The sequence below is a fragment of the Streptosporangium sp. NPDC005286 genome (genome assembly GCF_040607515.1).
Classification (GTDB): domain Bacteria; phylum Actinomycetota; class Actinomycetes; order Streptosporangiales; family Streptosporangiaceae; genus Streptosporangium.
Genome location: NZ_JBEXGU010000121.1, coordinates 1 through 22,447 on the forward strand (window position 1 = coordinate 1; position 22,447 = coordinate 22,447).

Here is a 22,447-nt window from a genome sequence, read left to right on the forward strand (position 1 = left end):
CCGCCCCCTCGGGAGGGGGCGGGGAGTGCGCGCCGGCCGGGTCTTTCCGTACGGGCGGCAATCGCCATTAACCGGTTAACTTAAAAAGGTGGACGATGTTGTCCCATGGGTCGGCGGCTCTGTCCGCGAGTGATCCTGAATATCGGAGCCCGTGAACTGAACCGAGCAAGTTACTGGGAGGTTACGTGTGAGGCGGCGATGGTGCCGGCATCGCGCTACCGGCGTGCTGCCCCTTGATCCCCCGGCTCCGGTTCGTTCATGGAACCTGCTGGCAGCAGCGGGTTGACTCGTCCCGCCGGGGTGGGGGCAAGAGCGTCCCCTCTCTCTCCCCGGTGAGCCGACCCGCTATCCTTGGCCGAATAAGAACCGGTTCATCAGGGGGAACTGTGAAACGTCCGACGATCGCTGACATCGCCCGTCGTGCCGGCGTGTCCAAGGGCGCCGTCTCCTACGCGCTCAACGGGCAGCCAGGGGTCTCGGAGGCCACCCGCGCCAACATCCTCGCGATCTCCAAGGAGCTCGGCTGGCAGCCCAACAGCGCGGCGCGCGCCCTCAACGGTGCCCGCGCCCGCACCATCGGCCTCGCGCTGTTCCGCCCGGCCCGCACCCTGGGCATGGAACCGTTCTTCATGGAGCTGATCAGCGGTATCGAGGCCGAGCTCGCGGACCGGTCCTACGCGTTGATGCTGCAGGTGGTCACCGACCACGCGCAGGAGATCGAGGTGTACCGGCGCTGGTGGGGGGAGGGGCGCGTCGACGGCGCCTTTCTGGTGGACCTGCACCTCGACGACGCCCGGGTGGAGGCGATGCGGTCACTGAACATGCCGGTCGTGGTGATCGGGCATCCCTCGCAGGCGGGTCCGCTGAGCACGGTCTGGTCGGACGACGGCCTGGCCATCAGGGAGACCGTGGAGTATCTGGTGGCGCTGGGGCACCGGAGCATCGCCAGGGTCGCGGGGCTGCCCAGGCTCGTGCACACCACGCTGCGCGACCAGGCCTTCGTTCAGGCGTGCCAGGACGCGGGCCCGGGGCGCGTCGAGCATCTGATCGTCCACACCGACTACACCGGCGAGGAGGGGGCCAGGATGACCAGGCGGCTGCTCAGCTCGCCCCGGCGGCCCACCGCCATCGTCTACGACAACGACATAATGGCCGTGGCCGGGTTGTCGGTGGCGCAGGAGATGGTTCTGGACGTTCCGGCCGACCTGTCGATCGTCGCCTGGGACGACTCCCCGCTTTCGCAGGTCGTGCGCCCGCCGCTGACCGCGCTCACCCGGGACATCCCCGCCTACGGAGCCTGTGCCGCCCGTCAGCTGCTCGCGCTGATCGCCGGAGAACCGGTCGACCTCTCGGTGGAGGACCGCCCCGCCACCCTGATCCCGCGCGGCAGCACCGGCCCCGTCCGCGGCCCGCGTTGACGGTCAGAGCCGACCGGTATCTCGCCCACCCGCCGGAGCGGGTCTGGCGGGCGCTCACCGGCACCGACCCGGACGACCCGCTCCAGCGGCACACGTACGCCGTCTTCGACGGGGGCCGGCGCTCGCACCTCATGGGCAGGCTGGAGGAGGTGCCGGTCACCGGCTGACGATCTCGTACGGCGAGGCGGCGAAAACATGACAGAGGATGTCCTGTTTTCGCGCCACGCTCGTCCCATGAACAGGACGTTGGAAGGAAAGGTCGCCCTGGTCGCCGGGGCGACGAGGGGAACCGGCCGGGGGATCGCGGTGGAACTGGGCGCCGCGGGCGCCACGGTCTACTGCACGGGCAGGAGCACGCGGCGGCGGCGCTCGGAGATGAACCGGCCGGAGACCGTCGAGGAGACGGCCGAGCGCGTGACCCGCGCCGGCGGGCAGGGCATCGCGGTCGAGGTGGACCACCTGGAGCCGGAGCGGGTGCGCGCCCTGGTGGAGCGGATCCGGCGCGAGCGGGGAAGACTCGATCTCCTGGTCAACGACATCTGGGGCGCCGACCCGCTGGCGGAGTGGAACGTCCCCGTCTGGAAACACTCGCTCGACGACGGCCTGCGCATCCTCCGGCTGGCGATCGACACCCACCTGATCACCAGCCATCACGCCCTGCCGCTGCTGATCGAGAACCCCGGCGGCCTGGTGGTCGAGGTGACCGACGGCACCCTGGAGTACAACCTGGCCAACTACCGGCTCTCGGCCTTCTACGACCTGGCCAAGCTCTCGGTGAACCGCCTGGCCTTCACCCAGGCGCACGAGCTGCGCCCGCACGGCTGCTGCGCGGTCTCGCTGACCCCCGGCTGGCTCCGCTCGGAGAGCATGCTGGAGAACTTCGGCGTCACCGAGGAGAACTGGCGGGACGCCACGGCGAAGCAGCCGCACTTCGTGATCTCCGAGTCGCCCTCCTACACCGGGCGCGCGGTCGTCGCCCTCGCCGCCGACGAGGACAGGATGCGCTGGTCGGGGCAGTCCACCTCCAGCGGGCGGCTCGCCCAGGTGTACGGCTTCACCGACCTCGACGGCAGCAGGCCCGACGCCTGGCGCTATATCGAGGAGGTCGAGAGCAAGGGCAGGGCCGCCGACGCCACCGGCTACCGCTGACCGGCGCCGGGAGCGGTCATCCGGCTGACCCGCCGCTGCCGCCCGAGGAGCCGTACAGGTCGTGCATGCGGGCGGCGGCACCGGCGACGCGGGTACGGAGGTCGGGCGGGTCGAGGACCTCGGCCTCCGGGCCGAAGCGGAGGACCTGGCCGTAGGCGACCTCCAGCGACTCGACGGGCAGGCGGAGCGTGACCCACCCCCGCCCGTCGGGCTCGCCGGCGGAGGCCATCGCGTCGTCGAGGGCCGCCCGATCGGCGATGACGGGGAGCAGGCGAAGGGCGGCGGGGCTGAGCCTCACGGTGACGTCCGTGGTGAGCAGGGAGTTCGCGAACCGTGCCGACTTCTCGCTCCAGAACGCGGCCAGGTCGAAGGCGCCGTCCCGCTCGAAGCGCAGGGCGGGGTGGAGCTCAACCTCGTCGAAGCGATCGACCCGATAGATCGCGGACCGGGTCGCCAGGTACCAGACCCCCGCCTTCAGCACCAGCCCGTACGGCTCCAGACGCCGCCGGGCGGCCCCGGCCCCTCCGGTCTGCCCGGTCTGCCCGGTCTGTTCGGCCGGGCGGGAACGGGTGGCGCGCCGGTAACGAGCGGTGACCGGGTGGTCGCCCCACACGGCCCTGGCCAGCGGTGCCAGTGCGGTAGGGAGAGGCCGCTCGCTCGCGAACCAGCCGGGGGCGTCCAGGTGGAAGCGTTGCGCGGCGGTCGCGGGGGCGTCCCGCAGGCCGGGGGAGAGCGCGGCCGAGGCCTTCAGCCGCGCCGTGGCGGCCACCTCGCCCAGTCCCATCTCCCGCAGCGCCTCGGGCACGCCCGACAGGAACAGCGCCTCGGCCTCGGCGCGGTCCAGCCCGGTGAGGCGGGTGCGGTATCCGTCCAGCAGCCGGTAGCCGCCGCCCCGCCCCCGGTCGGCGTAGACCGGCACGCCGGCCTCCGACAGGGCGAGCACGTCACGGTGGACGGTCCGCTCGGAGATCTCCAGCTCCCGGGAGAGCTCCATCGCGGTCATCCGGCCCCGAGCCTGGAGCAGCAGCACCAACGACATCAACCTGGCCGCGCGCATCCCCCGACCCTAGTGCGCGGGCCGGGGGATCCTCACCGGCCTTTCGGGGGAACCGGGCCGAGGCCGTCTCCGGGGCCCCGTCGCGGAACCCGTTGAAGGCGGGCGGTCGCCGGCCTGGCCGCGGCACGCCCGCGACGGCGGGCGATGTGAGGCCGGGCGAGGTCAGTCCGGGACGAGGGGGAGCACGACCGCGGACGGGTGGGCCGGGTCGTGGAAGATCTCGTAGTCGTTCGTGACCATCGCGCTGCCCGTGCCCAGGGGCTCGCCGGTGCCGAGGTTGCGGGCGATCCGGGGGTAGGCGCCGCCGGCGACGTGCAGGCGGATCCGGTGGCCGCGGCGGAACCTGTGGCCGATCGGCCACAGGTCCACCCCGACCCGGCGGATCCCGTCATCCCCGGCGACCGGGGCGCCGGGAACCAGGCGGCGCACGCCCTCGCACACGTTGTAGGAGGCGCCGTCCGGATGCACGTCGCAGACCCGGACCACCACGTCGCAGTGCTCGCTGCCGGTGCGGACGTACAGTTCGGCGGAGACCGGGCCGATCATCTCGGTGTCCCGCCGTAGCTCGGGGCCGGTGTAGACGAGCACGTCGCGCCGGGCCTCCAGCCTGCGGTTGTCGCGCGGCTCGGAGTTGCCGAGCAGGACCGGGCCGCCCTGCGCGGGCGTCGGGTGCGCGGGGTCGTAGCGGAAACGGCCGGGTTCGGCGTCGCCGGGGCCGTCGGGGCCGCCGGGGGAGAGGGCGAAGCCGGGCCGCAGGTGCCAGCGCTGCTCCCGCATCCGGGGAACCGGCCAGTCGGGGTAGTCGCGCCACTCGTTCGCGCCCGTCACGTACAGCCGGACCGGTTGCTCGCGCAGCCCCGAAGGGTCGCCGAGCAGGTGCGCCCGAAACCAGGCGAGCGCCTCGGCGTTGGCCACCCGGCTGTGCCGCACGTCCGCGTGATACCAGGGGCCGATCGTCAGGTACGGGCGCCGCCCCGCGGCCCGCATCGCCGCGTAGTCCTTGATCTGCCACGGCAGGAAGACGTCGTACCAGCCGCCGGCCATGGTGACCGCGGCCTCCACCCCGCCCACCGAGGCGGAGAAGTCACGCCTGCCCCAGTAGGCCGCGGGTTCGGCGTGGTGGGCCAGCAGATCCTGGAAGAACGGCATGCCTCTGCCCGCGGACAGCCTGTCCAACTCCCCGAGCGGGCGCCCCGACAGGGCCGCGCGCCGCGTCCTGCGCGGGGCGAGCAGCGCGCCCGCCCCGCCGAGAGGGCCGTCGATGGCGGCGGTCAGCGTGGTCCACATCAGCGACGACTCCAGGGCGAACGCCCCGCCCACGTAGGCGGCGTCCCGGAACTGGGAGGCGGTCACCGAGGTGGCCATGGCCTTGAGGTCGGGCCCGGCGAAAGGGGCGATCGCCCACTGGGCGTAGCCCAGGTAGGAGGGGCCGTGCATGGCCAGGTTCCCGCCGTACCAGGTCTGGCCGCGCAGCCAGGACAGCGTGGCCAGGCCGTCGTCGTGCTCGTCGCCGAGCGGGTCGAGCAGGCCGCCGGAGCCGAACCCGCCCCGGCAACTCTGGATCACGACCTGGAATCCGCGCCGCGCGAAGCCGCGGCCGAAGGCCAGCCCGAACACGCCGCGCCTTCCGTACGGCGAGCGGATCAGGATCGTGGGCGGCCGCACGGCGCCGGTCGGAACGTAGCGGTCGGCCAGCAGCGTGACCCCGTCGGGCATCGGTACCGGCAGGTCGCGCTGGATCGCGACCCGATGCACGGCCGACCGCGGCCATGTGCTCGTCGACATGTGCTCTCCTCACGCCGCTCCATACCTACTAACTGGTAACAGAACATGGCTCTGACGGCCAGGGTGTATCGCTGTGAGGCTCGCCATCCTCGTGCTCGGCCCCGGTTCGAGGCCCGGGGGCGAGGCCGTCGCGTGGCCACGTTGCATGATCACGGTCGTCGCCGGTACTGTGGCGACATGCGATACCCGGTTGCCCTTCGGTGGTGGCGCCGCTTCTAGGCGGCGCAGGTTTCGCATTCGCGAGCAGACAGACGGCCGCCCAGGGAGGCGGCCCTTTCTGCGTCCGCTCCCTCTGGGCATCAGGGAAATCAAAGGGGCGATAACGCAGTGGAGACGAGCCGATATACCACCGCCGGCGGCGTGGGGATCGAGGTCACCGCGTCCGACGTGCCGGAGACGGTGCTTGAGGACGTCGTCACGACGCTCGGCGAGCGCCGTGGTGGAGTGCTCTCCTCCGGGATGGAGTATCCCGGCCGCTACAGCCGATGGCACCTCGCCTACGTCGATCCTTGCCTGGAGATCGTGGCCAGGGGACGCAGGATCTCCGCCCGCGCGCTGAACGCCCGCGGCAGGGTGGTGCTGCCCGCCGTCGTGTCCTGCCTGCTGGCGGCGGGCAAGCCCGTCGAGGAGCCGACAGGCGATTTCGTCGAGGTGCACGTGGCGGAGTCCGAGGACATCCTCCCCGAGGAGATGCGCAGCCGCCGTCCCACGGTCTTCACCGCGATCCGCGAGGTCATCGCCGTGTTCAAGGGCGAGGACGAGCACCTGGGCCTGTACGGCTCCTTCGGCTACGACCTGGCCTTCCAGTTCGAGCCGATCAGGCAGGTCCTGCCGCGGGGCGCCGACCAGCGCGACCTCGTGCTGCACCTGCCCGACCGGGTGATGGTGATCGACCGCAAGCGGGAGACCAGCAAGGAGTTCCGCTACGAGTTCACGGTGGACGGCCTCTCCACCCACGGGCTGGCCCGCGAGGGGGAGGTCGTACCGCTGCCCCCCGCGCCGTCCGAGCTCCCGGCCGACCCCGAGAAGGGCTCCTACGCCCAGGTGGTGGCCGCGGCCAAGGAGAAGTTCGTCCGGGGCGATCTGTTCGAGGTCGTTCCCGGTCAGGTCTTCCACGCGCCCTGCGCCGACCCGGCGGCCTTCTACCGGGAGCTGCGCCAGGTCAATCCGGCACCGTACGAGTTCCTGTTCAACCTCGGTGAGGGCGAGCACCTGGTCGGCGCCTCCCCGGAGATGTACGTCCGGGTCAGCGGCGACCGTGTCGAGACCTGCCCCATCTCCGGCACCATCGCCAGGGGCAGCAACCCGGTCGAGGACGCCGACGCGATCCGCACCCTCCTGTCCAGCGTCAAGGAGGAGTCGGAGCTGACCATGTGCACGGACGTGGACCGCAACGACAAGTCGCGCATCTGCGTGCCGGGGACGGTCCAGGTGATCGGGCGGCGCCAGATCGAGATGTACTCCAGGCTGATCCACACCGTCGACCACATCGAGGGCCGGCTGCGGCCGGAGTTCGACGCGCTCGACGCCTTCCTCACCCACATGTGGGCCGTCACCGTCACCGGTGCCCCCAAGACCTGGGCCATGCAGTTCATCGAGGACCACGAGGCCACCACCCGCCGCTGGTACGGCGGAGCGGTCGGCTACATCGGCTTCGACGGTTCGATGAACACCGGCCTGACCCTGCGCACCGCGCAGATCCGCGGCGGGGTCGCCACCGTCAGGGCCGGGGCCACGCTGCTGTTCGACTCCGACCCCGCCTCCGAGGAGCGGGAGACCGAGCTCAAGGCCAGCGCCCTGCTGGGCGCTCTGGCGGTGGTCGGCGTGACCCCGCAGGAGCAGGCCGAACCCCAGGTGGCCGCGGCGCCGCCGGGAAGCGGGATGAAGATCCTGCTCGTCGACTGCGAGGACTCCTTCGTCAACACCCTCGCCGACTACTTCCGCCAGCAGGGCGCCGAGGTCGTCACGCTCCGGCACGGCTTCCCCGTCACGATGATCGACGAGATCGCGCCGTCCCTGGTGGTGCTGTCGCCGGGCCCCGGCTGGCCCTCCGACTTCGGGCTCCCCGCCCTGATCGACGCCCTCTACGAGCGCGACCTGCCGGTGTTCGGCGTCTGCCTCGGACTGCAGGGCATGGTGGAGCAGGCGGGCGGCACGCTGGAGTTGCTGTCCTACCCCGAGCACGGCAAGCGTGGCCGGGTCCGGCGGCTGGGCGACAGCGCCCTGCTCGACGGGCTCCCCGAGGAGTTCACCGCCGCGCGCTACCACTCGGTCCACGTCAAGCGGCCGGGTGTCGCCGGTTTCACCGCCACCGCGCTCACCCCCGACGGCGCGGTGATGGCGATCGAGGACGTGGAGCGGCGCCGCTTCGCCGTGCAGTTCCACCCCGAGTCGATCCTCACCGCGGAGGGAGGCGCGGGAGCGAAGATCATCGCCAACGTTCTCCGGCTCTGCCGCACGTCCGGGTAAAGAAGCGGTATTTCGAACCCGGCCCTCACCTCGGGTGACCATCATGTTCAGCGAGGGGATCGCCGGGTTCACCCGGCAGGTGAATCGCTTCTCCGCTACGGTTCTCGGGTTCGAAACGGCCAGAGCCTGGCCGTCGCCCACCTCGGCCGAGGGAGGCGAGGAGCCGCTCCCTTCGGGAAGCGGAGGAGTCACAGAGTTCTCCCCGTCGTAGGGACCGCAGGGGTGACGGCCGGACCTGGCCGCCGCCCCCGCGACCGGGGGAGGAGCGGGCATGAGGTCGGACGGTGTGCTGCCCGTCGAGCTGCCCGACGCCGTACGGGAGGCGCTGCTGGCGCCGCTGGTCGACCAGAACTGTCACGGCGTGCGCCGTGACGACCTGACCAGGGCCCGGTTCGAGACGCTGCTCAGCGACGCGGGAACTCCGGCGCCCCCGGGCACCACCCACTTCGACACCCCCGTCGGCACCGCGGTCCGTCGCTGGTGCGCGCCCGTCCTCGGTCTCGCCCCGCACGTGCCGCCGGCCGTGTACCTGGCCCGCAGGGCGGAGTTGGGCGCCACCGAGGTGAACCGGCGACTGCTGGGCGCCGCGGGGATAGCCACCTTCCTGTTCGACGGATTCGACCGCTTCGACGGCCTGGACAGTGATCTCGACGGTGATCTCGACGGTGATCTCGACGGTGATCTCGACGGTGATCTCGACGGTGACCTCGGCAGGCCCGAGGTGCTGCCACCGGCCGAGATGGGCCAGGCGGGTGGCGCCGGCACCGCGCGGGTCGTCCACATCGAGCGGGCCGAGGAGGAGGTGGCCAGGACCGCGGTCTCGGGGGTCTCCTACATCTCGGCCCTCGCCCAGAGCCTCGCCGCGCGGGCCGTCCGCGCCGTCGCGCTGAAGTCGGTCACGGCCCACAGATCCGGGTTCCATCTCGACCCGGCCAGGCCGAGCCGGGGAGCGGTGATCGCGGCGGCCACCCGGCGGCTGGCCTGCCCGGGCGAGCGGCTCATCGATCAGGTGCTCCTGCGCCACCTGCTCTGGACGGCCGTCGACGTGGCCAGGGAGTACGGGCGGCCGCTGCAGTTCCACACCGGTCACCCCCACTACGGCGGCGCGCGCCAGGGGGTCCATGCCGGTCGCGGCGGTCGTGCGGTTCACGGCGGTCGCGTGGATGCCGGCGCTTTCGGAACTCCCGACGCCGTCGAAGGCCACGCGGTCCCCGGCCGGTACGGTACGGGTCCGGCACCGATGACCGGCTTCATCATGGCCGTGCAGCCGGTGGGTGTGCCCGTCGTCCTGCTGCACTGTCACCCGTTCCACCGCCGGGCGGCCTACCTCGCCGGTGTGCTCCCGCATGTCTACGTCGACGTGGGCGCGGCACTGACCCGCAGCGCCACGGGCTCGGCCGCGGTCATGGCGGAACTGCTCGAACTGGCACCGTTCCACAAGCAGTTGTTCGGCTCCGGCGGCCACGGCGTGGCGGAGACCTGCCACCTTGGAGCCCTGCACTACCGGCGAGGGCTGGCCGGGGCGCTCGCCGCGCGACTGGCCGACGGCGAGTGGAGCGCCTCGGACGCCGTCCGGGTGGCCCAGATGATCGGCTCAGGCAACGCCCGCCGGATCTACCGGCTGTGAGCGGTGCCCGTCTTCGGGGCGGCGGGGCTCCCCACGCCGTTACGGTTTACGATATGCGCGACCGACGAGGTGACGAGGGGGATCCAGTTGACGGGCGATGAGGCAGAGGCACGTTTTCTTGACGACGTGACCGTGGAGTTGGTCAAGCACAGCGCCTCCGACTCCGACGTGCTCTGGGCGGCGCGGGTCTCGACCGCGGGGGAACAGTCCCTGGAGGAGGTCGGCAAGGATCCCGCGCGGTCCAAAGGGCTGATCAACTTCCTGATGCGCGACCGGCACGGCAGTCCCTTCGAGCACAACTCGATGACCTTCCTGGTCAGCGCGCCGATCTTCGTCTTCCGTGAGTTTCACCGCCACAGGGTCGGATGGTCGTATAACGAGGAAAGCGGGCGTTACCGCGAGCTTCAGCCCAATTTCTATGTCCCGGGGATGGAGCGGAAGCTGGTTCAGGAAGGCCGGCCGGGTAAGTACGTCTTCGCCGAGGGCAGCGCCGAGCAGCACAAGGTCGTTACCGAGGTGATGGAGGCGTCCTACCGGCAGTCCTACGCCGCCTACCGGGAGATGCTGGAGGCCGGCATCGCCCGCGAGGTGGCCAGGGCGGTGCTGCCCGTCGGGCTGTTCTCCTCGATGTACGCCACCTGCAATGCCCGTTCGCTCATGCACTTCCTCTCCCTGCGCACCAAGAACGAGCAGGCCAAGGTGCCCTCGTTCCCGCAGCGGGAGATCGAGATGGTGGCGGAGAAGATGGAGGCCGCCTGGGCGGCGCTGATGCCCCTCACGCACGAGGCCTTCGTGGCCGGCGGCAGGGTCGCGCCCTAGGTCCTGCCGCCCGCCGGGTCTTCGGCCCGTTGCCCGAGGTCTCGCATGGACCGTGGTCCGGGGCGCGGGCGGGTCAGCTCGTGGTCTCCTGGCGGCGCGAGAGGGTGGGCAGGACCAGGATCTCGGCCCCCGGGGGCAGCGCGCAGTCGAGGCCGCCGAGATGCCGGGCGTTCTCGCCACAGACGAACATGCTGATGTGGCGGCGGATGCTCCCGTAGTCGTCGCGGAGCCGCTGCTCCAGAGACGGGTGCGTACGGCGGAGCGTGTCGAGGGCGGAACCCAGCGTGGGGTCGCCGTCCTCATGGTCGGCGACGGCGAAGACGCGGACCTCGGTGCTCTCGCCGGCCCAGTGCCGCAGGGGGGCGGGAAGCATGAAGGTCACCAGCGTGACGGGTCTGGCCATCGGTTCAGAGCGCCGTGTGGCGCGGGGCGGGCACGGCCGGTGCGCCCGAGGGGCGGGTGCCGCGGCCGGGGGTGGCCGCATGCCGGAGGCGGGCGTGGCCCTGACAGTGGAGGGCCCGCCGGAGGGCCCGCCACCGGTGGAGGGGACCGGGGGCGGATTCGTGCGGATGGACGGCTCTGGCGGGGACGTGCGGGGAACGGGGGTGGCGGTCGAGAGGGGGGCACGGGCTGTGAGGGGGGCAGTCGTGCATGACCATCTCCTTTCGGATTGGGCCTCATGCTGCCATGCCATACCGTGTCCCGCCGGGCTCTGTGGAATTTGCGTGATCACTTTGGGGGATTAATCCTGATTGTCGGTCAAGGCTCACCCTGCACGATGTCCCGGTGGATGTGGGCCAGGGGCATCCCGCCTTGCTGGAGCCGGTGGACCGTCTCGTTGACCATGGCGGTCGGGCCGCAGACGTAGGCCTCGTGGTCGGACCAGGAGTGGAACCGCTCCATCACCTCGGCCACCTGGCCCCGCATGCCGTCGTACCCCGGTTGTCCGGAGACCACGGGGAGCACCCGCAGCCACGGGAAGGCCGACGCCATCCGGAGCAGGTCGGTCAGGTCGTAGAGTTCCCCGACGGTGCGGGCGCCGTGGAGCAGGTGGATGTTGGGGCGGCGACCGGAGCCGATCACATGCTCCAGGATGGCCTTGATCGGTGCCAGGCCGGTGCCGCCGGCCACGCACAGGATGTCGCGTCCGGAGTCGGTGGGAACCATGGTGCCGATCGGGGGCCCCAGCATCAGGTTGTCTCCGATCCGGGTGCGCTGGACCAGCGTGGTGGAGACCCAGCCGCCGGAGACCGCGCGGACGTGCAGGCGGATCGTGTTGTCGTCCCGGGGTGCGTTCGCGATGGAGAACGTGCGCCAGACGCGTGGCCAGCGTGCGGTCTGCACACTGACGTACTGGCCGGGCAGGTAGGGCAGGTCCTGGTCGAGCCGTAAGGTGATCACCGCGATGTCCGGGGTGCGGAGTTCGTGGTCGATCACCTCGGCCAGCCACCAGGCGGGGGACACCCCCGCGTCGGACTCGGCCGATTCGATCATGAGATTGGCGGCGGCGGTGTAGGCGGCGGTCCATGCCGCCTCTATCTCGGGGGTCCAGATCTCGGCGGCGAAGCGCCTGACCGTGGCCAGGAGCGCGTTGCCGATCGCGGTGTAGTGCTCGGCGAGCACGCCGTACTTCCGGTGGTCGCGGCCGAGTTGACTCAGGAACGAGGCCAGGCTGTCGGGACTGTCCAGGCTCCAGACGATTCTGGTCAGCGCGCCGAACAGGCGGTCGCGCTGTACGTCCATCGCCGGAGGGAACATCGTCCGCAGGTGCGGGCTCTCGGCGAACAGACGTCCGTAGAAGTATGCCGCGGCCTTGTCCGCGACAGGTTCGACGACGGCGAAGCTTTCCTTGACGAGACGCGGATTCAAAGACATTTAACGAACCCACCCTAATTGATCGACTCAAAGTCCGATCACGCAGATCCACCTCCCTGACGGCTCCGGGTGACGAGCGACCGGCAGCCCCGGCTCACCTGATCACTCGAAATTCAAGTCTTCCATCACCAGGTAGGCGTCACAACCGTTTCTCGACAATACGGGGGGAAGGCTAACTATCCGTAATTAGAGCGTTATTTTGTGTGACCGAGCAATATGATTCGAGGAAAGTAAGCGAATAATAATCACGTTCGTTCTGAGTGGCGGGCCCGCCGTTCGAGAGATTTTCCGTCATTCCGGAGTTTCGGGTCGCCGGAGGTGTGACCCTCCCCGCCGTGGCGGCCGGGCGCCTCCGGCGGGGCGACACTGACACCTCGACGCCTCCCGCGGTCGACCGGACCCGGCGGGTAAAGTGCCGATCATGCCGTTGCACCCGCAGGCCGAGGCCTACCTGAGGACTTTCCAGACGGACCTCGGTGTCCCGCTCTCCACACTCACCCCCGAGGCGATCGTCGCGATGCGGGCCCTCGACGCCTTCGCCGAGCAACGGGGTCCGATCATCCCGCTCCCGCTGGTCAGGGATGACGTCGTCGCGGGCGTGCCGGTCCGCGTCTACCGGCCGGAGGAGGGCGACCGTCCCCTCCCGGGGATCGTCTACTTTCACGGTGGAGGCTGGGTCTTCGGCAGCGTCGACCGCAACGACGCCCTCGGCCGTGACCTCGCGGTGCGCAACGGGGCGGTCGTGATCTCGGTCGACTACCGGCTCGCCCCCGACCACCCCTTCCCCGCGGCGGCCGACGACGCCTGGAGCGTCGTCCAGGACGTCTTCGGCCGCCCAGGCGTCTACGGGGTCGACCCCGAGCGCATCGCGGTCTGCGGTGACAGCGCCGGGGGCAACCTGGCCGCCGTGGCCGCCTGGCAGGCCAGGGACGCCGGGCTCGGGCTGGCCCACCAGCTGCTCGTCTACCCGATAGCCGACGTGGCCATGGACACCGGGAGTTACCGCGCCTACGCCGGCGGCTTCGGGCTCGGCGCCGACGAGATGGCCTGGTTCGTCGCGCAGTACGGCGGTGATCCGGTCGACCCCCGGCTGGCTCCCGTCCGGCTGGCCGACAAGGCCGGTCTGGCCCCGGCGACGGTGATCACCGCCGAGTGCGACCCGCTCTGTGACGAGGGTGAGGAATACGCCGCCCAGCTGGCCGCGGCCGGGGTGCCGGTCGAGGTCAGGAGGTACGAGGGGGCGATCCACGGCTTCTTCGGCCTGCCGGGCTTCTTCGACCAGGCGACCGAGGCGCGCGAGTACGCCGCGGCCCGTCTCGCGGAGGCTTTCAAATAGGGGTGCGCCCGGCTCCGGCCGGGCGGGGCGCACCCGGCGATCAGGTCAGAAGCTCCTGGGAAGTCCGAGCACCTGGGTGGCCAGGTAGTTGAGCAGGAGTTCCTCGGTGACGGGGGCGACCTTGCCGATGCGGGCGTCGGCCAGCAGGCGGGCCACCGGGTACTCCAGCGAGTAGGCCATGCCGCCGTGTGTCTGGAACGCGTGGTCGGCCGCCTCCCAGGCCGCCTGGGAGGCGGTCAGCTTGGCGATGTTGGCCTCGGTGCCGCAGGGCAACTGCCTGTCGAACAGCCAGGCGGCCTTGTACAGCATCAGCCTGGCCAGCTCGATCTTGGCCTTGACCTGGGCGAGGGGGAAGGCGATGGCCTGGTTGGCGCCGATCGGACGGCCGAACACCTCGCGCTCCTTGGCGTACTGCACGGCCACCCGCAGCGCCACCTCGGCGCCGCCGAGCGCGGAGGCGGCCAGCAGGACGCGCTCGGGGTTGAGGATGTCCCACAGCACCAGCGCGCCCTGGTCGACCTCACCGACCACGTTCCTCTCCGGGACCCGCAGGTCGTCTATGAAGACCATGTTGGACGGGGTGGTGTTGGCGCCCATCTTCGGGATCGGCTGGAAGGAGAGCCGGCCGGCCGCGACGGCCTCGGGGACGTTCACCAGCAGGACGGTCAGGCCGTTGGTGCGGGGCTTGGCCTCGGCGGCCGGGATGGTCCGGGTGACCAGGAGCATCCAGGTGGCGCGCTGCACGCCGGTGATCCAGATCTTCTGGCCGTTGACGACGAACTCCGCCCCGTCGCGACGGGCGGAGGTGGAGATGCCCAGGGCGTTGGACCCGGCGTCGGGCTCGGTCAGCGCGAAACAGGTCTCCAGCTCGCCGGTGGCCAGCCTGGGCAGCAGTTCGTCGCGCTGCCAGGGGCTGCCGTGCCTGGCCAGGGTCATGGCGCCGAACCCGGGGGTGAGCACGTAGGTGAACGCCGAACCGCCGGCCGAGCCGGAGGCCGACAGGGTCTCGGTGGCCACGGCCAGCTCCAGCAGACCCTGACCGCCGCCTCCGTACTCCTCGGGCACGGCCAGGCCGAGCCAGCCGCCCTTGGCCAGATCCTGCCAGACCTCCTCCGGCCAGCGTTTCTCGCTCTCGCATCGCTGCCAGTAGTCCAGGTCGTAGCGCGCGCAGATGTCGCCGACGCCGCGTTGGACGGCGAGGGCGCTCTCCGGAAGTGTGAAGTCCACGGTGACCAACTCCATTCTAGTTGCGCGTGCAATCGTAGAACGAAGTTCGGTAAGCCTCCAGGGCCACCGGGACGCGGGGATCAGTTCTGCTGGACGGCGTCCAGGCGCGGCCTGCGCGTGTGGTAGACGAAGGCAGGCGGTACGTTGCCCCACACCGTGCGGCCCGCGACGACCTCCTCGAAGGTGTCGATCAGGCGCTTCCTGAAACGCCGCGCGGGAGGAAGGCGCTTGGCGAAGCTGTAGGCGAAGGTGGTGAAGGCCGTGTGCGGACCCATGATCGCGGTGACCGCGTCCAGCAGGCGGCCCTGTGTCTCCTCGGAGAACGCGGCCCAGGGGAGCCCGCTCACGATCACGTCGGCCCTGGCGAGACCACGCTCCCGCAGCAGCTGAGGCAGCCGTGCCGCGTCATCGGTCACGACGTCCACCCCGGGGTTCCTGGCGGCGAGGAAATCGGCCAGCCTGGGGTTGATCTCGACGGCCATGTGGTGCCCCCGGCCTCCCAGCCTGCGCTGGATCTCCGCGGTGAACACACCGGTGCCCGGGCCGAGTTCGACGATCACCGGATCTCCCCGGTGGGGGACCGGCGAGGCCACCGCCTCGGCAAGCCGCCGCGAGCTCGGCGCCACCGCTCCGACGGTGCCCGGCGAGCGAATCCACTGCCCAAGAAAGAGCGTGGTGTCATTGGTCATGCTGTGAAGCGTAAGGGGTGCGCCGGGGCGTCGCGCGCGTCATCCGATACGATTTTCGGCCGCGCGGGAGGCGGTGCCCTCGAGGGGGGAACGCGCACCGGACGGAGAATCCGCCAGGAGGTGGACGGCGAGGTCAGCCCCCAGGGTGACGACCGGTTGGATGCCCCGTGGCCACGATGTGTTCCGAACCGGTCATCCAAGGTAAGGACACATCACATGCAGGAGGTCGTCTCCCCGCGGAAACCGACGGAGGATCGCCTGGTCCCCGCGGGCCTGCTGTACGGCCTGCGCATCCTGGTCGTCGCCCAGGCGGCCGGCCTCATCGCCGCCGCCTCGTTCGCCGGCCAGGCGGTGCGCGGCGGGGAGGCGCTGGCCGAGACCCACGTACTGGCCGGGATGGTGGTGCATCTGATCGCACTGCTGCAGATCATCGTGGCCGCCATGGTCTGGCGTCCCGGTCGAGGTGCCGGCTGGCCGGCGCTGGCCAGCGCCGGCCTCTTCCTGGTCGGGATGGCACAGCACTTCAGCTGGGAGGCGCTCGGCACCCACGTCCCCAGCGGGCTGGCCCTGTTCGGGATGACCGTCGCCGTGCTCGTCTGGGCCTGGTCCCCCGGCGCCGCCGTGCGCCGCTCCTGATCCGGACGGCGCCGCCCGGGTCGGGTGACGCCGATCGGAACCACGCCGCCGCGCGGCCGTGGCGGCGTGGTTCCCCGCACTCCTCCCGCCTCCCCCCGGCCGCCTCCCCGGGCCCTGCCGCGCCCCTGGGCGCCCCCTGGTCCCGCGCCTGACGCCCGCCCCGTGCCTCCGCCGGACGGCCGTACGGTCCGTGTGAGCCCCGCACGGGTAGGGTCGGCATCAGGCACGGGGAGGGAGACAGACCGGTGAATCCGGAAGCATCGGGAGCCGAAGATCGAATCTGGACGGTTCCCAACGCGTTGAGCCTGGCCAGGCTTCTGGGGGTGCCGGTCTTCCTCTGGCTGGTGCTGGGCCCGAAGGCCGACGGCTGGGCCGTCGCGCTGCTGATGCTGGCGGGGTTCTCCGACTGGCTCGACGGTAAGATCGCCCGCGCCTGGAACCAGACCAGCCGGCTCGGCCGCCTGCTCGACCCGCTGGCCGACCGGCTCTACATCCTGGCCACCCTGTTCGGCCTCGCCATGCGCGAGATCATCCCCTGGTGGCTGGCGCTGGCCATCCCGCTGCGCGACGTGATGCTGCTGGGCATCCCGCTCATCCTGCGCCGCCTCGGCTACGGCCCGGCGTTGCCCGTGCACTTCCTCGGCAAGGCCGCCACCGCCAACCTCCTCTACGCCTTCCCCCTGCTCTTCCTCGCCCACCACGACGCCTGGTACGCCGATCCCGCCCGGATCGTCGGCTGGTCCCTGGCCATCTGGGGCACAGGCCTGTACTGGTGGTCCGGAGTGCTGTATTGGGTACAGGTGCGTCAGCTGACAAGCGAGGCCAAACGCCTTAAGAGGTGATCCGTGAAGGCCGTCGTCATGGCGGGCGGGGAGGGTACACGGCTCCGGCCGATGACCGCGAACCAGCCCAAGCCTCTCCTGCCCGTGATCAATCGGCCGATCATGGAGCACGTGCTGCGCCTCCTGAAACGGCACGGTTTCACCGAGACGGTGGTCACCGTGCAGTTCCTGGCGGCCCTGGTCCGCAACTACTTCGGCGACGGCGACGAGCTCGGCATGAGCCTGTACTACGCCACCGAGGACACACCGCTCGGCACCGCGGGCAGCGTCAAGAACGCCGCGGACCGGCTGCGCGACGACCGCTTCCTGGTCATCTCCGGCGACGCGCTGACGGACATCGACCTGACGGACATGATCCGCTTCCACCGCGAGAACGGCGCGATGGTCACGATCGGGCTCAAGCGCGTTCCCAACCCGCTGGAGTTCGGCATCGTCATCGTCGACGACCAGGGGCGGGTGGAGCGCTTCCTGGAGAAGCCCACCTGGGGCCAGGTCTTCTCCGACACCGTCAACACCGGCATCTACGTGATGGAGCCCGAGGTCCTCGACGAGATCGCGGCGGGGGAGTCCGTCGACTGGTCGGGAGACGTGTTCCCCCGGCTGCTGGAGCGCGGAGCCCCGCTGTACGGCTACGTGGCCGACGGCTACTGGGAGGACGTCGGCACCCACGAGAGCTACCTCAAGGCCCAGGCCGACGTCCTGTCGGGCCGGGTCAAGGTCGACATCGACGCCTTCGAGGTCTCGCCGGGCGTCTGGGTGGCCGAGGGAGCCTCGGTCGACACCGACGCCATCCTCAAGGGCCCGCTCTACGTCGGCGACTACGCCAAGGTCGAGGCGGGGGCCGAGCTGCGCGAGTACACCGTGCTGGGCAGCAACGCGGTGGTCAGGGAGGGGGCCTTCCTGCACCGCGCGGTCGTCCACGACAACGTCTACATCGGGCCCAGCGCCCACCTGCGCGGCTGCGTGATCGGCAAGAACACCGACCTGATGACCGCGACCAGGGTCGAGGAGGGCGCCGTCATCGGCGACGAGTGCATCATCGAGGCCGAGGCGTACATCTCCTCCGGCGTCAAGATCTACCCGTTCAAGACCATCGAGGCCGGGGCGGTGATCAACAACAGCGTCATCTGGGAGCCGCGCGCCCAGCGCAACCTGTTCGGCCCCCGGGGGGTCTCGGGGCTGGTCAACGTGGAGATCACCCCCGAGCTGTGCGTGCGGCTCGCCAGCGCCTACGCCACCACCCTGAAGAAGGGCGCCTCGGTCATCACCTCCCGCGACTCCTCCCGCGCGGCGCGGGCGCTGAAGCGGGCCGTGATCAGCGCCCTCAACGCCAGCGCGATCAACGTGCTCGACCTGGAGGCGTCCCCGCTCCCCGTGGCACGCTTCCACACCGCCAGGGAGAACGCGGTAGGCGGCATCGCGCTGCGCACCACCCCCGGCGACCCGCAGAGCGTCGACATCGTCTTCATGGACGAGCACGGCGCGGACCTGTCGCCGCCGGCCCAGCGCAAGCTGGACCGGGTCTTCTCCCGGCAGGAGTTCCGCCGCGCCTTCCCCGGCGAGATCGCCGAGCTGAGCTTCCCCGCCAGGGCGGTGGAGGACTACACGCACGAGCTGCTACGCCTGGTCGACATCAACGGGGTCCGCGACGCCGACATGAAGGTCGTGGTCGACTGCGCGGGAGGCACCTCCTCGCTGGTGCTGCCCAGCCTGCTCGGCCGGGTCGGGGTGGACGTGCTGACCGTCAACAACCGGCTGGACGACGCCTCGCCCACCGAGACCCTCGCCGAGCGCCGCCGCGACCTGCAGCGCCTGTCAGAGCTCGTCAGCTCCTCCAGGGCGGCCTTCGGCGTGCGCTTCGACCCGGTGGGGGAGCGGGTCGCGCTGGTGGACGAGATGGGCCAGCTGATCAGCGAGGAGCGCGCCCTGCTGGTGGTGCTCGACCTGGTCGCGGCCGAGCGCCGCGGCGGCCGGGTGGCACTGCCGGTCACCACCACCCGGGTGGCCGAGCAGGTCTGCAGGTTCCACGGGGTCCAGGCCGAGTGGACGTCCACCGCGATCGACGCGCTCACCGCCGCCGCCAGGGGGCCGGAGATGATCTTCGCGGCCGACGGGCGCGGTGGTTTCATCGTGCCCGAGTTCGGCCCCACGGTGGACGGCCTGGCGGTGTTCCTGCGCCTGCTCGGACTGGTCGCCAGGACCCGGCTCTCGCTCAGCCAGATCGACGCCAGGATACCCGAGGCCAAGCTGCTGCGCCGTACCGTGCCGACTCCGTGGGCGGCCAAGGGGGCGGTGATGCGCTCGGTCATCGAGGCCGCCGAGCACCACCGCATCGACACCACCGACGGGGTGCGGGTCGTCGCGGAGGACGGCAGCTGGACCCTGGTGCTGCCCGACCCGACCGAGGCGGTGACCCACCTGTGGGCCGAGGGGTTCGACGTCGACTCCGCCCAGACCCTGATCGAGCGCTGGGCGCGGGTGGTGGAGGAGGCCGCCGGCGGTTGAGGCGGCCCGCGCGACAAATACCGCGCGGCGCCATGGACCAGGGGCAGCGTCCCCTGTAACTTTGTCACCGACCGTACCCGCGGTTCAGCGTCAACCTTGACCTTCGCGCCTCATCACTGTATGTTGCGGCATTCGCAGTCTGAGAAAACACTTGAGAAGCGAAGAAGCGAGGCGCGCATCACTGAGCACCGTTGCCGCGTCTTCGCGGTAGGAGGCCGAGCCGATCGATGCCGAGCGTCTACTGCACGCAGTGCGGTCATGCCAATCCTGAGGATGCCCGTTTCTGTTCACGATGCGGGTCGCCGCTTACCAGGTCCGACACCCCCGGAGACAGCACATCGACGATCTCCCTCTCCGGGATCGAGGCCTACGAGGCGGAGACCGGTGAGACGCTTCTCGCCGAGCGGCAGGCCGTTGAGCAGTTGCCCGCCGGCACCGCGTTGCTGGTCGCGATGCGCGGCCCCAACGCCGGCAGTCGGTTCCTGCTCGACAGCGACCTCACCACCGTGGGCCGCCACCCCGAGAGCGACATCTTCCTCGACGACATCACGGTCTCGCGCCGTCACGTGGAGTTCTACCGGCGCGGCGGCGGTGTCTTCACGGTCCGCGACGTCGGTAGCCTGAACGGCACGTACGTCAATCGTGAGCGCATCGAGGAGGTCCCGCTGTACGGCGGGGACGAGGTGCAGATCGGTAAGTTCCGCCTCGTCTTCCTCACCCGCGGCGCCGCTGGAGGATGATGAGCTCGCAGGCCGCTCGTGCGCACATGAGCATCGGGGAGGTGCTCGCTCTCCTGCAGGGCGAGTTCCCCGACGTCAGCATCTCCAAGATTCGCTTCCTGGAGGGCGAGGGGCTGATCGAGCCGGAGCGCAGTCCCTCCGGCTATCGCAAGTTCACCTACGCCGACGTCGAGCGGCTCCGCTACATCCTCAGCGAGCAGCGTGATCGCTACCTGCCGCTGCGCGTGATCAAGGATCACCTGGAGGCGGCCGACCGCGAGGAGCGCCCGGCGGCCCGGCCGCGCGCCGTCCCCGACGACGCGCCCCCCGAGGTCCGCCTCACCCGCGAGGAGTTCCTCGCCGCCGCCGAGCTCGACGAGGAGACCCTCACCGAGCTGGAGGACTACGGTCTGCTGGCCGCCGTGGCCCGCTACTACGACGCCGAGGCACTGGTCGTGGCCCGCAGTGTGGGCGCCCTGGCCGCCTTCGGCCTGCGTGCCCGCCACCTGCGGGCGGTCAAGGCCGCCGCGGAACGCGAGGCGGGGCTGGTGGAACAGGCGGTCGCCCCGCTGCTGCGCCGTCGCGGCCCCGGCGCGATCGACCAGGCGGACGAGACGGCGAGGGAGATCTCCGGTCTCCTGCTGGAATTGCACGCCTCGTTGCTGCGTTCCGGAGTCCGTGGGGCACTGGGCCGGTGAGAGCCTGACCAGGCACTCGTACCCCCACGAGTGTTACGTTGAACAAACCGGTCGGAATCCAGCGAAGACGGAGCAGCCCGTGTTGCAGATGGAGGTCGTGGGCGTTCGAGTTGAAATGCCCTCCAACCAGCCGATCGTCCTGCTGAAAGAGACGCATGGGGAGCGTTACCTACCTATCTGGATCGGCATGACGGAAGCCACGGCGATCGCCATGGCCCAGGCCGAGGAACCACCACCCCGGCCACTCACCCATGACCTGTTCCGGGACGTGCTCGAAGGGCTCGGAGTCAGGTTGAACACTGTCAACATCGTCGCTTTACGCGACGGCATCTTCTTCGCGGATCTCGTGTTCTCCAACGGGGTCGAGGTGAGCGCGCGTCCTTCCGACTCGATCGCCTTGGCACTTCGCACCGGTGCACGTATCTTCGCGAGTGAGGATGTGGTACGGGAGGCAGGGGTGATCATCCCTGACGACCAGGAGGACGAGGTGGAGAAGTTCAGGGAGTTCCTTGACACGATCACGCCCGAGGACTTCGGCCGCGCGGGGTAGGAATTTCGGTGCATTTACGCTTCACGACGCGCCGGGTGGGGTCGTTGACTGGACTTGGCCCCAGTCCTACGGTGCAAGTGAAACCTGCGGTCGTGCGTAAACCCCCAGATCAGGCCGTGGGATGAGAGAAAGCCGGAGGTCCGCGTGGCGGTCAGCAGCGGCGAGGGTAGAAACGCCGACCAGGATGACCCGGAACGGCGCCAGTCGGCACGTCAGCGCGCGGGTGAAGAGGGTCTGCTGTTCGACGGGCAACCGGTGAAAGTGCCCGCCGACATCGGCTACAGGGGGCCGACGGCCTGTTCGGCGGCAGGAATCACCTACCGGCAACTCGACTACTGGGCGCGCACCGGCCTGGTCGAGCCCACCGTGAGAGCCGCCCACGGCTCCGGCTCCCAGCGGCTGTACGGCTTCCGTGACATTCTGGTCCTCAAGGTTGTCAAGCGCCTTCTCGACACCGGTGTCTCCCTCCAGCAGATCCGCATCGCCGTGCAGCACCTGCGGGAGCGGGGCGTCAACGACCTGGCCCAGATCACTCTGATGAGCGACGGGGTGAGCGTCTACGAGTGCACCTCGCCGGACGAGGTCATCGACCTGCTCCAGGGGGGCCAGGGAGTCTTCGGTATCGCGCTGGGACGGGTGTGGCAGGAGGTGGAGGGCTCTCTCGCGGATCTTCCCGGCGAACGCGCGGAGTCGGGCGGGGGCCCTTTAGGCGATCATCAGGCCGATGAGTTGGCCCGTCGTCGCAGAGCACGACGAACCGGGTAAACTCGGACTCGCCATTGACCCTGTGCGGGAGAGACCCCGACCGCGATCGGGGCGCCGAAGGAGCAACCTCCCCGGAATCTCTCAGGCACCCTGTACCGCACGGACGAGGCAACTCTGGAAAGCAGACGTGCCCGCCAGGTGCGTCTCACCGACGGTGCAAGCCTCCCGGCAAGGGCAGGTGAAGCTCTCAGGTAGCGACCACGTCGTGATGACAGTCGTGATGACAGAGGGGGAGAACCGGCATATGTCCGCGCCCAGCACCGGTCTCCACCCCGCCCGAG

At 70.4% G+C, this 22,447-nt stretch carries 20 protein-coding genes and 1 riboswitch; of the genes, 14 read left to right on the forward strand and 6 right to left on the reverse strand.

Going from position 1 to position 22,447, the window contains the following annotated elements:
* The first annotated feature begins 386 nt into the window (after positions 1-386).
* The 3 genes from ABZU75_RS32655 (at position 387) to ABZU75_RS32665 (ending at position 2,567) form a co-directional block, all read left to right on the forward strand.
* A complete protein-coding gene (locus ABZU75_RS32655; RefSeq protein ID WP_355562651.1) occupies positions 387-1,418 on the forward strand; it encodes a LacI family DNA-binding transcriptional regulator in 1,032 nt (343 codons plus the stop codon).
* Positions 1,415-1,585 carry a hypothetical protein gene (locus tag ABZU75_RS32660; protein WP_355562654.1) on the forward strand — a complete coding sequence of 57 codons (171 nt, stop codon included), beginning with the start codon at positions 1,415-1,417 and terminating at the stop codon, positions 1,583-1,585. The genes ABZU75_RS32655 and ABZU75_RS32660 overlap by 4 nt, the downstream gene beginning before the upstream one ends.
* Before the next feature lie 67 nt (positions 1,586-1,652).
* The gene (locus tag ABZU75_RS32665; protein WP_355562657.1) at positions 1,653-2,567 is read left to right on the forward strand and encodes an SDR family oxidoreductase; all 915 of its coding nucleotides are present in this window, start codon (positions 1,653-1,655) and stop codon (positions 2,565-2,567) included.
* A 16-nt stretch (positions 2,568-2,583) separates the two neighbouring features.
* Here the strand turns inward: ABZU75_RS32665 and ABZU75_RS32670 are convergent, their stop codons facing one another.
* Positions 2,584-3,624, reverse strand: coding sequence for a WYL domain-containing protein (locus ABZU75_RS32670; RefSeq protein ID WP_355562660.1), 1,041 nt, complete (start codon positions 3,622-3,624; stop codon positions 2,584-2,586).
* A 162-nt stretch (positions 3,625-3,786) separates the two neighbouring features.
* Positions 3,787-5,409: a CocE/NonD family hydrolase gene (locus tag ABZU75_RS32675; protein WP_355562663.1), complete on the reverse strand. Its 1,623-nt coding sequence runs from the start codon at positions 5,407-5,409 to the stop codon at positions 3,787-3,789.
* A 327-nt stretch (positions 5,410-5,736) separates the two neighbouring features.
* Here ABZU75_RS32675 and ABZU75_RS32680 point away from each other — a divergent pair, with 327 nt between their 5' ends.
* From ABZU75_RS32680 to thyX, 3 genes are all read left to right on the forward strand, one after another.
* The gene (locus ABZU75_RS32680) at positions 5,737-7,878 is read left to right on the forward strand and encodes an anthranilate synthase component I (RefSeq protein ID WP_355562666.1); all 2,142 of its coding nucleotides are present in this window, start codon (positions 5,737-5,739) and stop codon (positions 7,876-7,878) included.
* A 271-nt stretch (positions 7,879-8,149) separates the two neighbouring features.
* Positions 8,150-9,505 (forward strand): amidohydrolase, encoded by a 1,356-nt coding sequence (locus ABZU75_RS32685; RefSeq protein ID WP_355562669.1) that lies wholly within the window; start codon positions 8,150-8,152, stop codon positions 9,503-9,505.
* A gap of 126 nt (positions 9,506-9,631) precedes the next feature.
* Entirely contained in the window at positions 9,632-10,324 is a 693-nt protein-coding gene (thyX, locus tag ABZU75_RS32690; protein ID WP_355562672.1) for an FAD-dependent thymidylate synthase, read from the forward strand.
* A 73-nt stretch (positions 10,325-10,397) separates the two neighbouring features.
* Here thyX and ABZU75_RS32695 read toward each other — a convergent pair whose 3' ends face one another.
* Both ABZU75_RS32695 and ABZU75_RS32700 read right to left on the reverse strand, forming a co-directional pair.
* On the reverse strand, positions 10,398-10,727 hold the full coding sequence (locus ABZU75_RS32695) for a hypothetical protein (protein WP_355562674.1): 330 nt from the start codon (positions 10,725-10,727) through the stop codon (positions 10,398-10,400).
* 356 nt (positions 10,728-11,083) lie between these two features.
* Positions 11,084-12,199: a globin domain-containing protein gene (locus ABZU75_RS32700; RefSeq protein WP_355562677.1), complete on the reverse strand. Its 1,116-nt coding sequence runs from the start codon at positions 12,197-12,199 to the stop codon at positions 11,084-11,086.
* Between the two features lie 421 nt (positions 12,200-12,620).
* Here ABZU75_RS32700 and ABZU75_RS32705 point away from each other — a divergent pair, with 421 nt between their 5' ends.
* Entirely contained in the window at positions 12,621-13,535 is a 915-nt protein-coding gene (locus tag ABZU75_RS32705) for an alpha/beta hydrolase (RefSeq protein ID WP_355562680.1), read from the forward strand.
* Positions 13,536-13,580: 45 nt separating this feature from the next.
* Here ABZU75_RS32705 and ABZU75_RS32710 read toward each other — a convergent pair whose 3' ends face one another.
* Together ABZU75_RS32710 and ABZU75_RS32715 are read right to left on the reverse strand one after the other, a co-directional pair.
* Positions 13,581-14,762: an acyl-CoA dehydrogenase family protein gene (locus ABZU75_RS32710; protein ID WP_350960111.1), complete on the reverse strand. Its 1,182-nt coding sequence runs from the start codon at positions 14,760-14,762 to the stop codon at positions 13,581-13,583.
* An 80-nt stretch (positions 14,763-14,842) separates the two neighbouring features.
* The gene (locus ABZU75_RS32715; RefSeq protein ID WP_355562683.1) at positions 14,843-15,451 is read right to left on the reverse strand and encodes an SAM-dependent methyltransferase; all 609 of its coding nucleotides are present in this window, start codon (positions 15,449-15,451) and stop codon (positions 14,843-14,845) included.
* 216 nt (positions 15,452-15,667) lie between these two features.
* On the opposite strand from ABZU75_RS32715, the gene ABZU75_RS32720 reads away from it, so the two are divergent.
* The 7 genes from ABZU75_RS32720 to ABZU75_RS32750 all read left to right on the forward strand — a co-directional run bounded on the left by ABZU75_RS32720 (position 15,668) and on the right by ABZU75_RS32750 (position 22,166).
* Positions 15,668-16,087 (forward strand): hypothetical protein, encoded by a 420-nt coding sequence (locus tag ABZU75_RS32720; protein ID WP_355562685.1) that lies wholly within the window; start codon positions 15,668-15,670, stop codon positions 16,085-16,087.
* A 245-nt stretch (positions 16,088-16,332) separates the two neighbouring features.
* On the forward strand, positions 16,333-16,929 hold the full coding sequence (locus ABZU75_RS32725) for a CDP-alcohol phosphatidyltransferase family protein (RefSeq protein ID WP_030915014.1): 597 nt from the start codon (positions 16,333-16,335) through the stop codon (positions 16,927-16,929).
* A 3-nt stretch (positions 16,930-16,932) separates the two neighbouring features.
* Positions 16,933-19,434, forward strand: a complete 2,502-nt coding sequence (locus ABZU75_RS32730) for a mannose-1-phosphate guanyltransferase (RefSeq protein ID WP_355562687.1) — start codon at positions 16,933-16,935, stop codon at positions 19,432-19,434.
* Between the two features lie 227 nt (positions 19,435-19,661).
* Complete coding sequence (locus ABZU75_RS32735) at positions 19,662-20,174, forward strand: FHA domain-containing protein (RefSeq protein WP_343978377.1); 513 nt, start codon at positions 19,662-19,664, stop codon at positions 20,172-20,174.
* Complete coding sequence (locus ABZU75_RS32740) at positions 20,174-20,851, forward strand: MerR family transcriptional regulator (RefSeq protein WP_030915022.1); 678 nt, start codon at positions 20,174-20,176, stop codon at positions 20,849-20,851. Before ABZU75_RS32735 ends, ABZU75_RS32740 begins: the two co-directional genes overlap by 1 nt.
* Positions 20,852-20,930: 79 nt before the next feature.
* Entirely contained in the window at positions 20,931-21,401 is a 471-nt protein-coding gene (locus ABZU75_RS32745; RefSeq protein ID WP_157594447.1) for a bifunctional nuclease family protein, read from the forward strand.
* A gap of 144 nt (positions 21,402-21,545) precedes the next feature.
* Positions 21,546-22,166 (forward strand): MerR family transcriptional regulator, encoded by a 621-nt coding sequence (locus ABZU75_RS32750; RefSeq protein WP_350929010.1) that lies wholly within the window; start codon positions 21,546-21,548, stop codon positions 22,164-22,166.
* 15 nt (positions 22,167-22,181) lie between these two features.
* A riboswitch (glycine riboswitch) is annotated at positions 22,182-22,274 on the forward strand.
* The last annotated feature ends 173 nt before the right edge of the window (positions 22,275-22,447 follow it).

Bases quoted from the DNA above. Each gene is read 5' to 3' on its own strand.
- ABZU75_RS32665 (WP_355562657.1), top strand. From the start codon at position 1,653: ATGAACAGGACGTTGGAAGGAAAGGTCGCCCTGGTCGCCGGGGCGACG.
- ABZU75_RS32670 (WP_355562660.1), bottom strand. From the start codon at position 3,624: ATGCGCGCGGCCAGGTTGATGTCGTTGGTGCTGCTGCTCCAGGCTCGG.
- ABZU75_RS32675 (WP_355562663.1), bottom strand. From the start codon at position 5,409: ATGTCGACGAGCACATGGCCGCGGTCGGCCGTGCATCGGGTCGCGATC.
- ABZU75_RS32685 (WP_355562669.1), top strand. From the start codon at position 8,150: ATGAGGTCGGACGGTGTGCTGCCCGTCGAGCTGCCCGACGCCGTACGG.
- ABZU75_RS32695 (WP_355562674.1), bottom strand. From the start codon at position 10,727: ATGGCCAGACCCGTCACGCTGGTGACCTTCATGCTTCCCGCCCCCCTG.
- ABZU75_RS32700 (WP_355562677.1), bottom strand. From the start codon at position 12,199: ATGTCTTTGAATCCGCGTCTCGTCAAGGAAAGCTTCGCCGTCGTCGAA.
- ABZU75_RS32705 (WP_355562680.1), top strand. From the start codon at position 12,621: ATGCCGTTGCACCCGCAGGCCGAGGCCTACCTGAGGACTTTCCAGACG.
- ABZU75_RS32715 (WP_355562683.1), bottom strand. From the start codon at position 15,451: ATGACCAATGACACCACGCTCTTTCTTGGGCAGTGGATTCGCTCGCCG.
- ABZU75_RS32720 (WP_355562685.1), top strand. From the start codon at position 15,668: ATGCAGGAGGTCGTCTCCCCGCGGAAACCGACGGAGGATCGCCTGGTC.
- ABZU75_RS32735 (WP_343978377.1), top strand. From the start codon at position 19,662: ATGCCGAGCGTCTACTGCACGCAGTGCGGTCATGCCAATCCTGAGGAT.
- ABZU75_RS32740 (WP_030915022.1), top strand. From the start codon at position 20,174: ATGAGCTCGCAGGCCGCTCGTGCGCACATGAGCATCGGGGAGGTGCTC.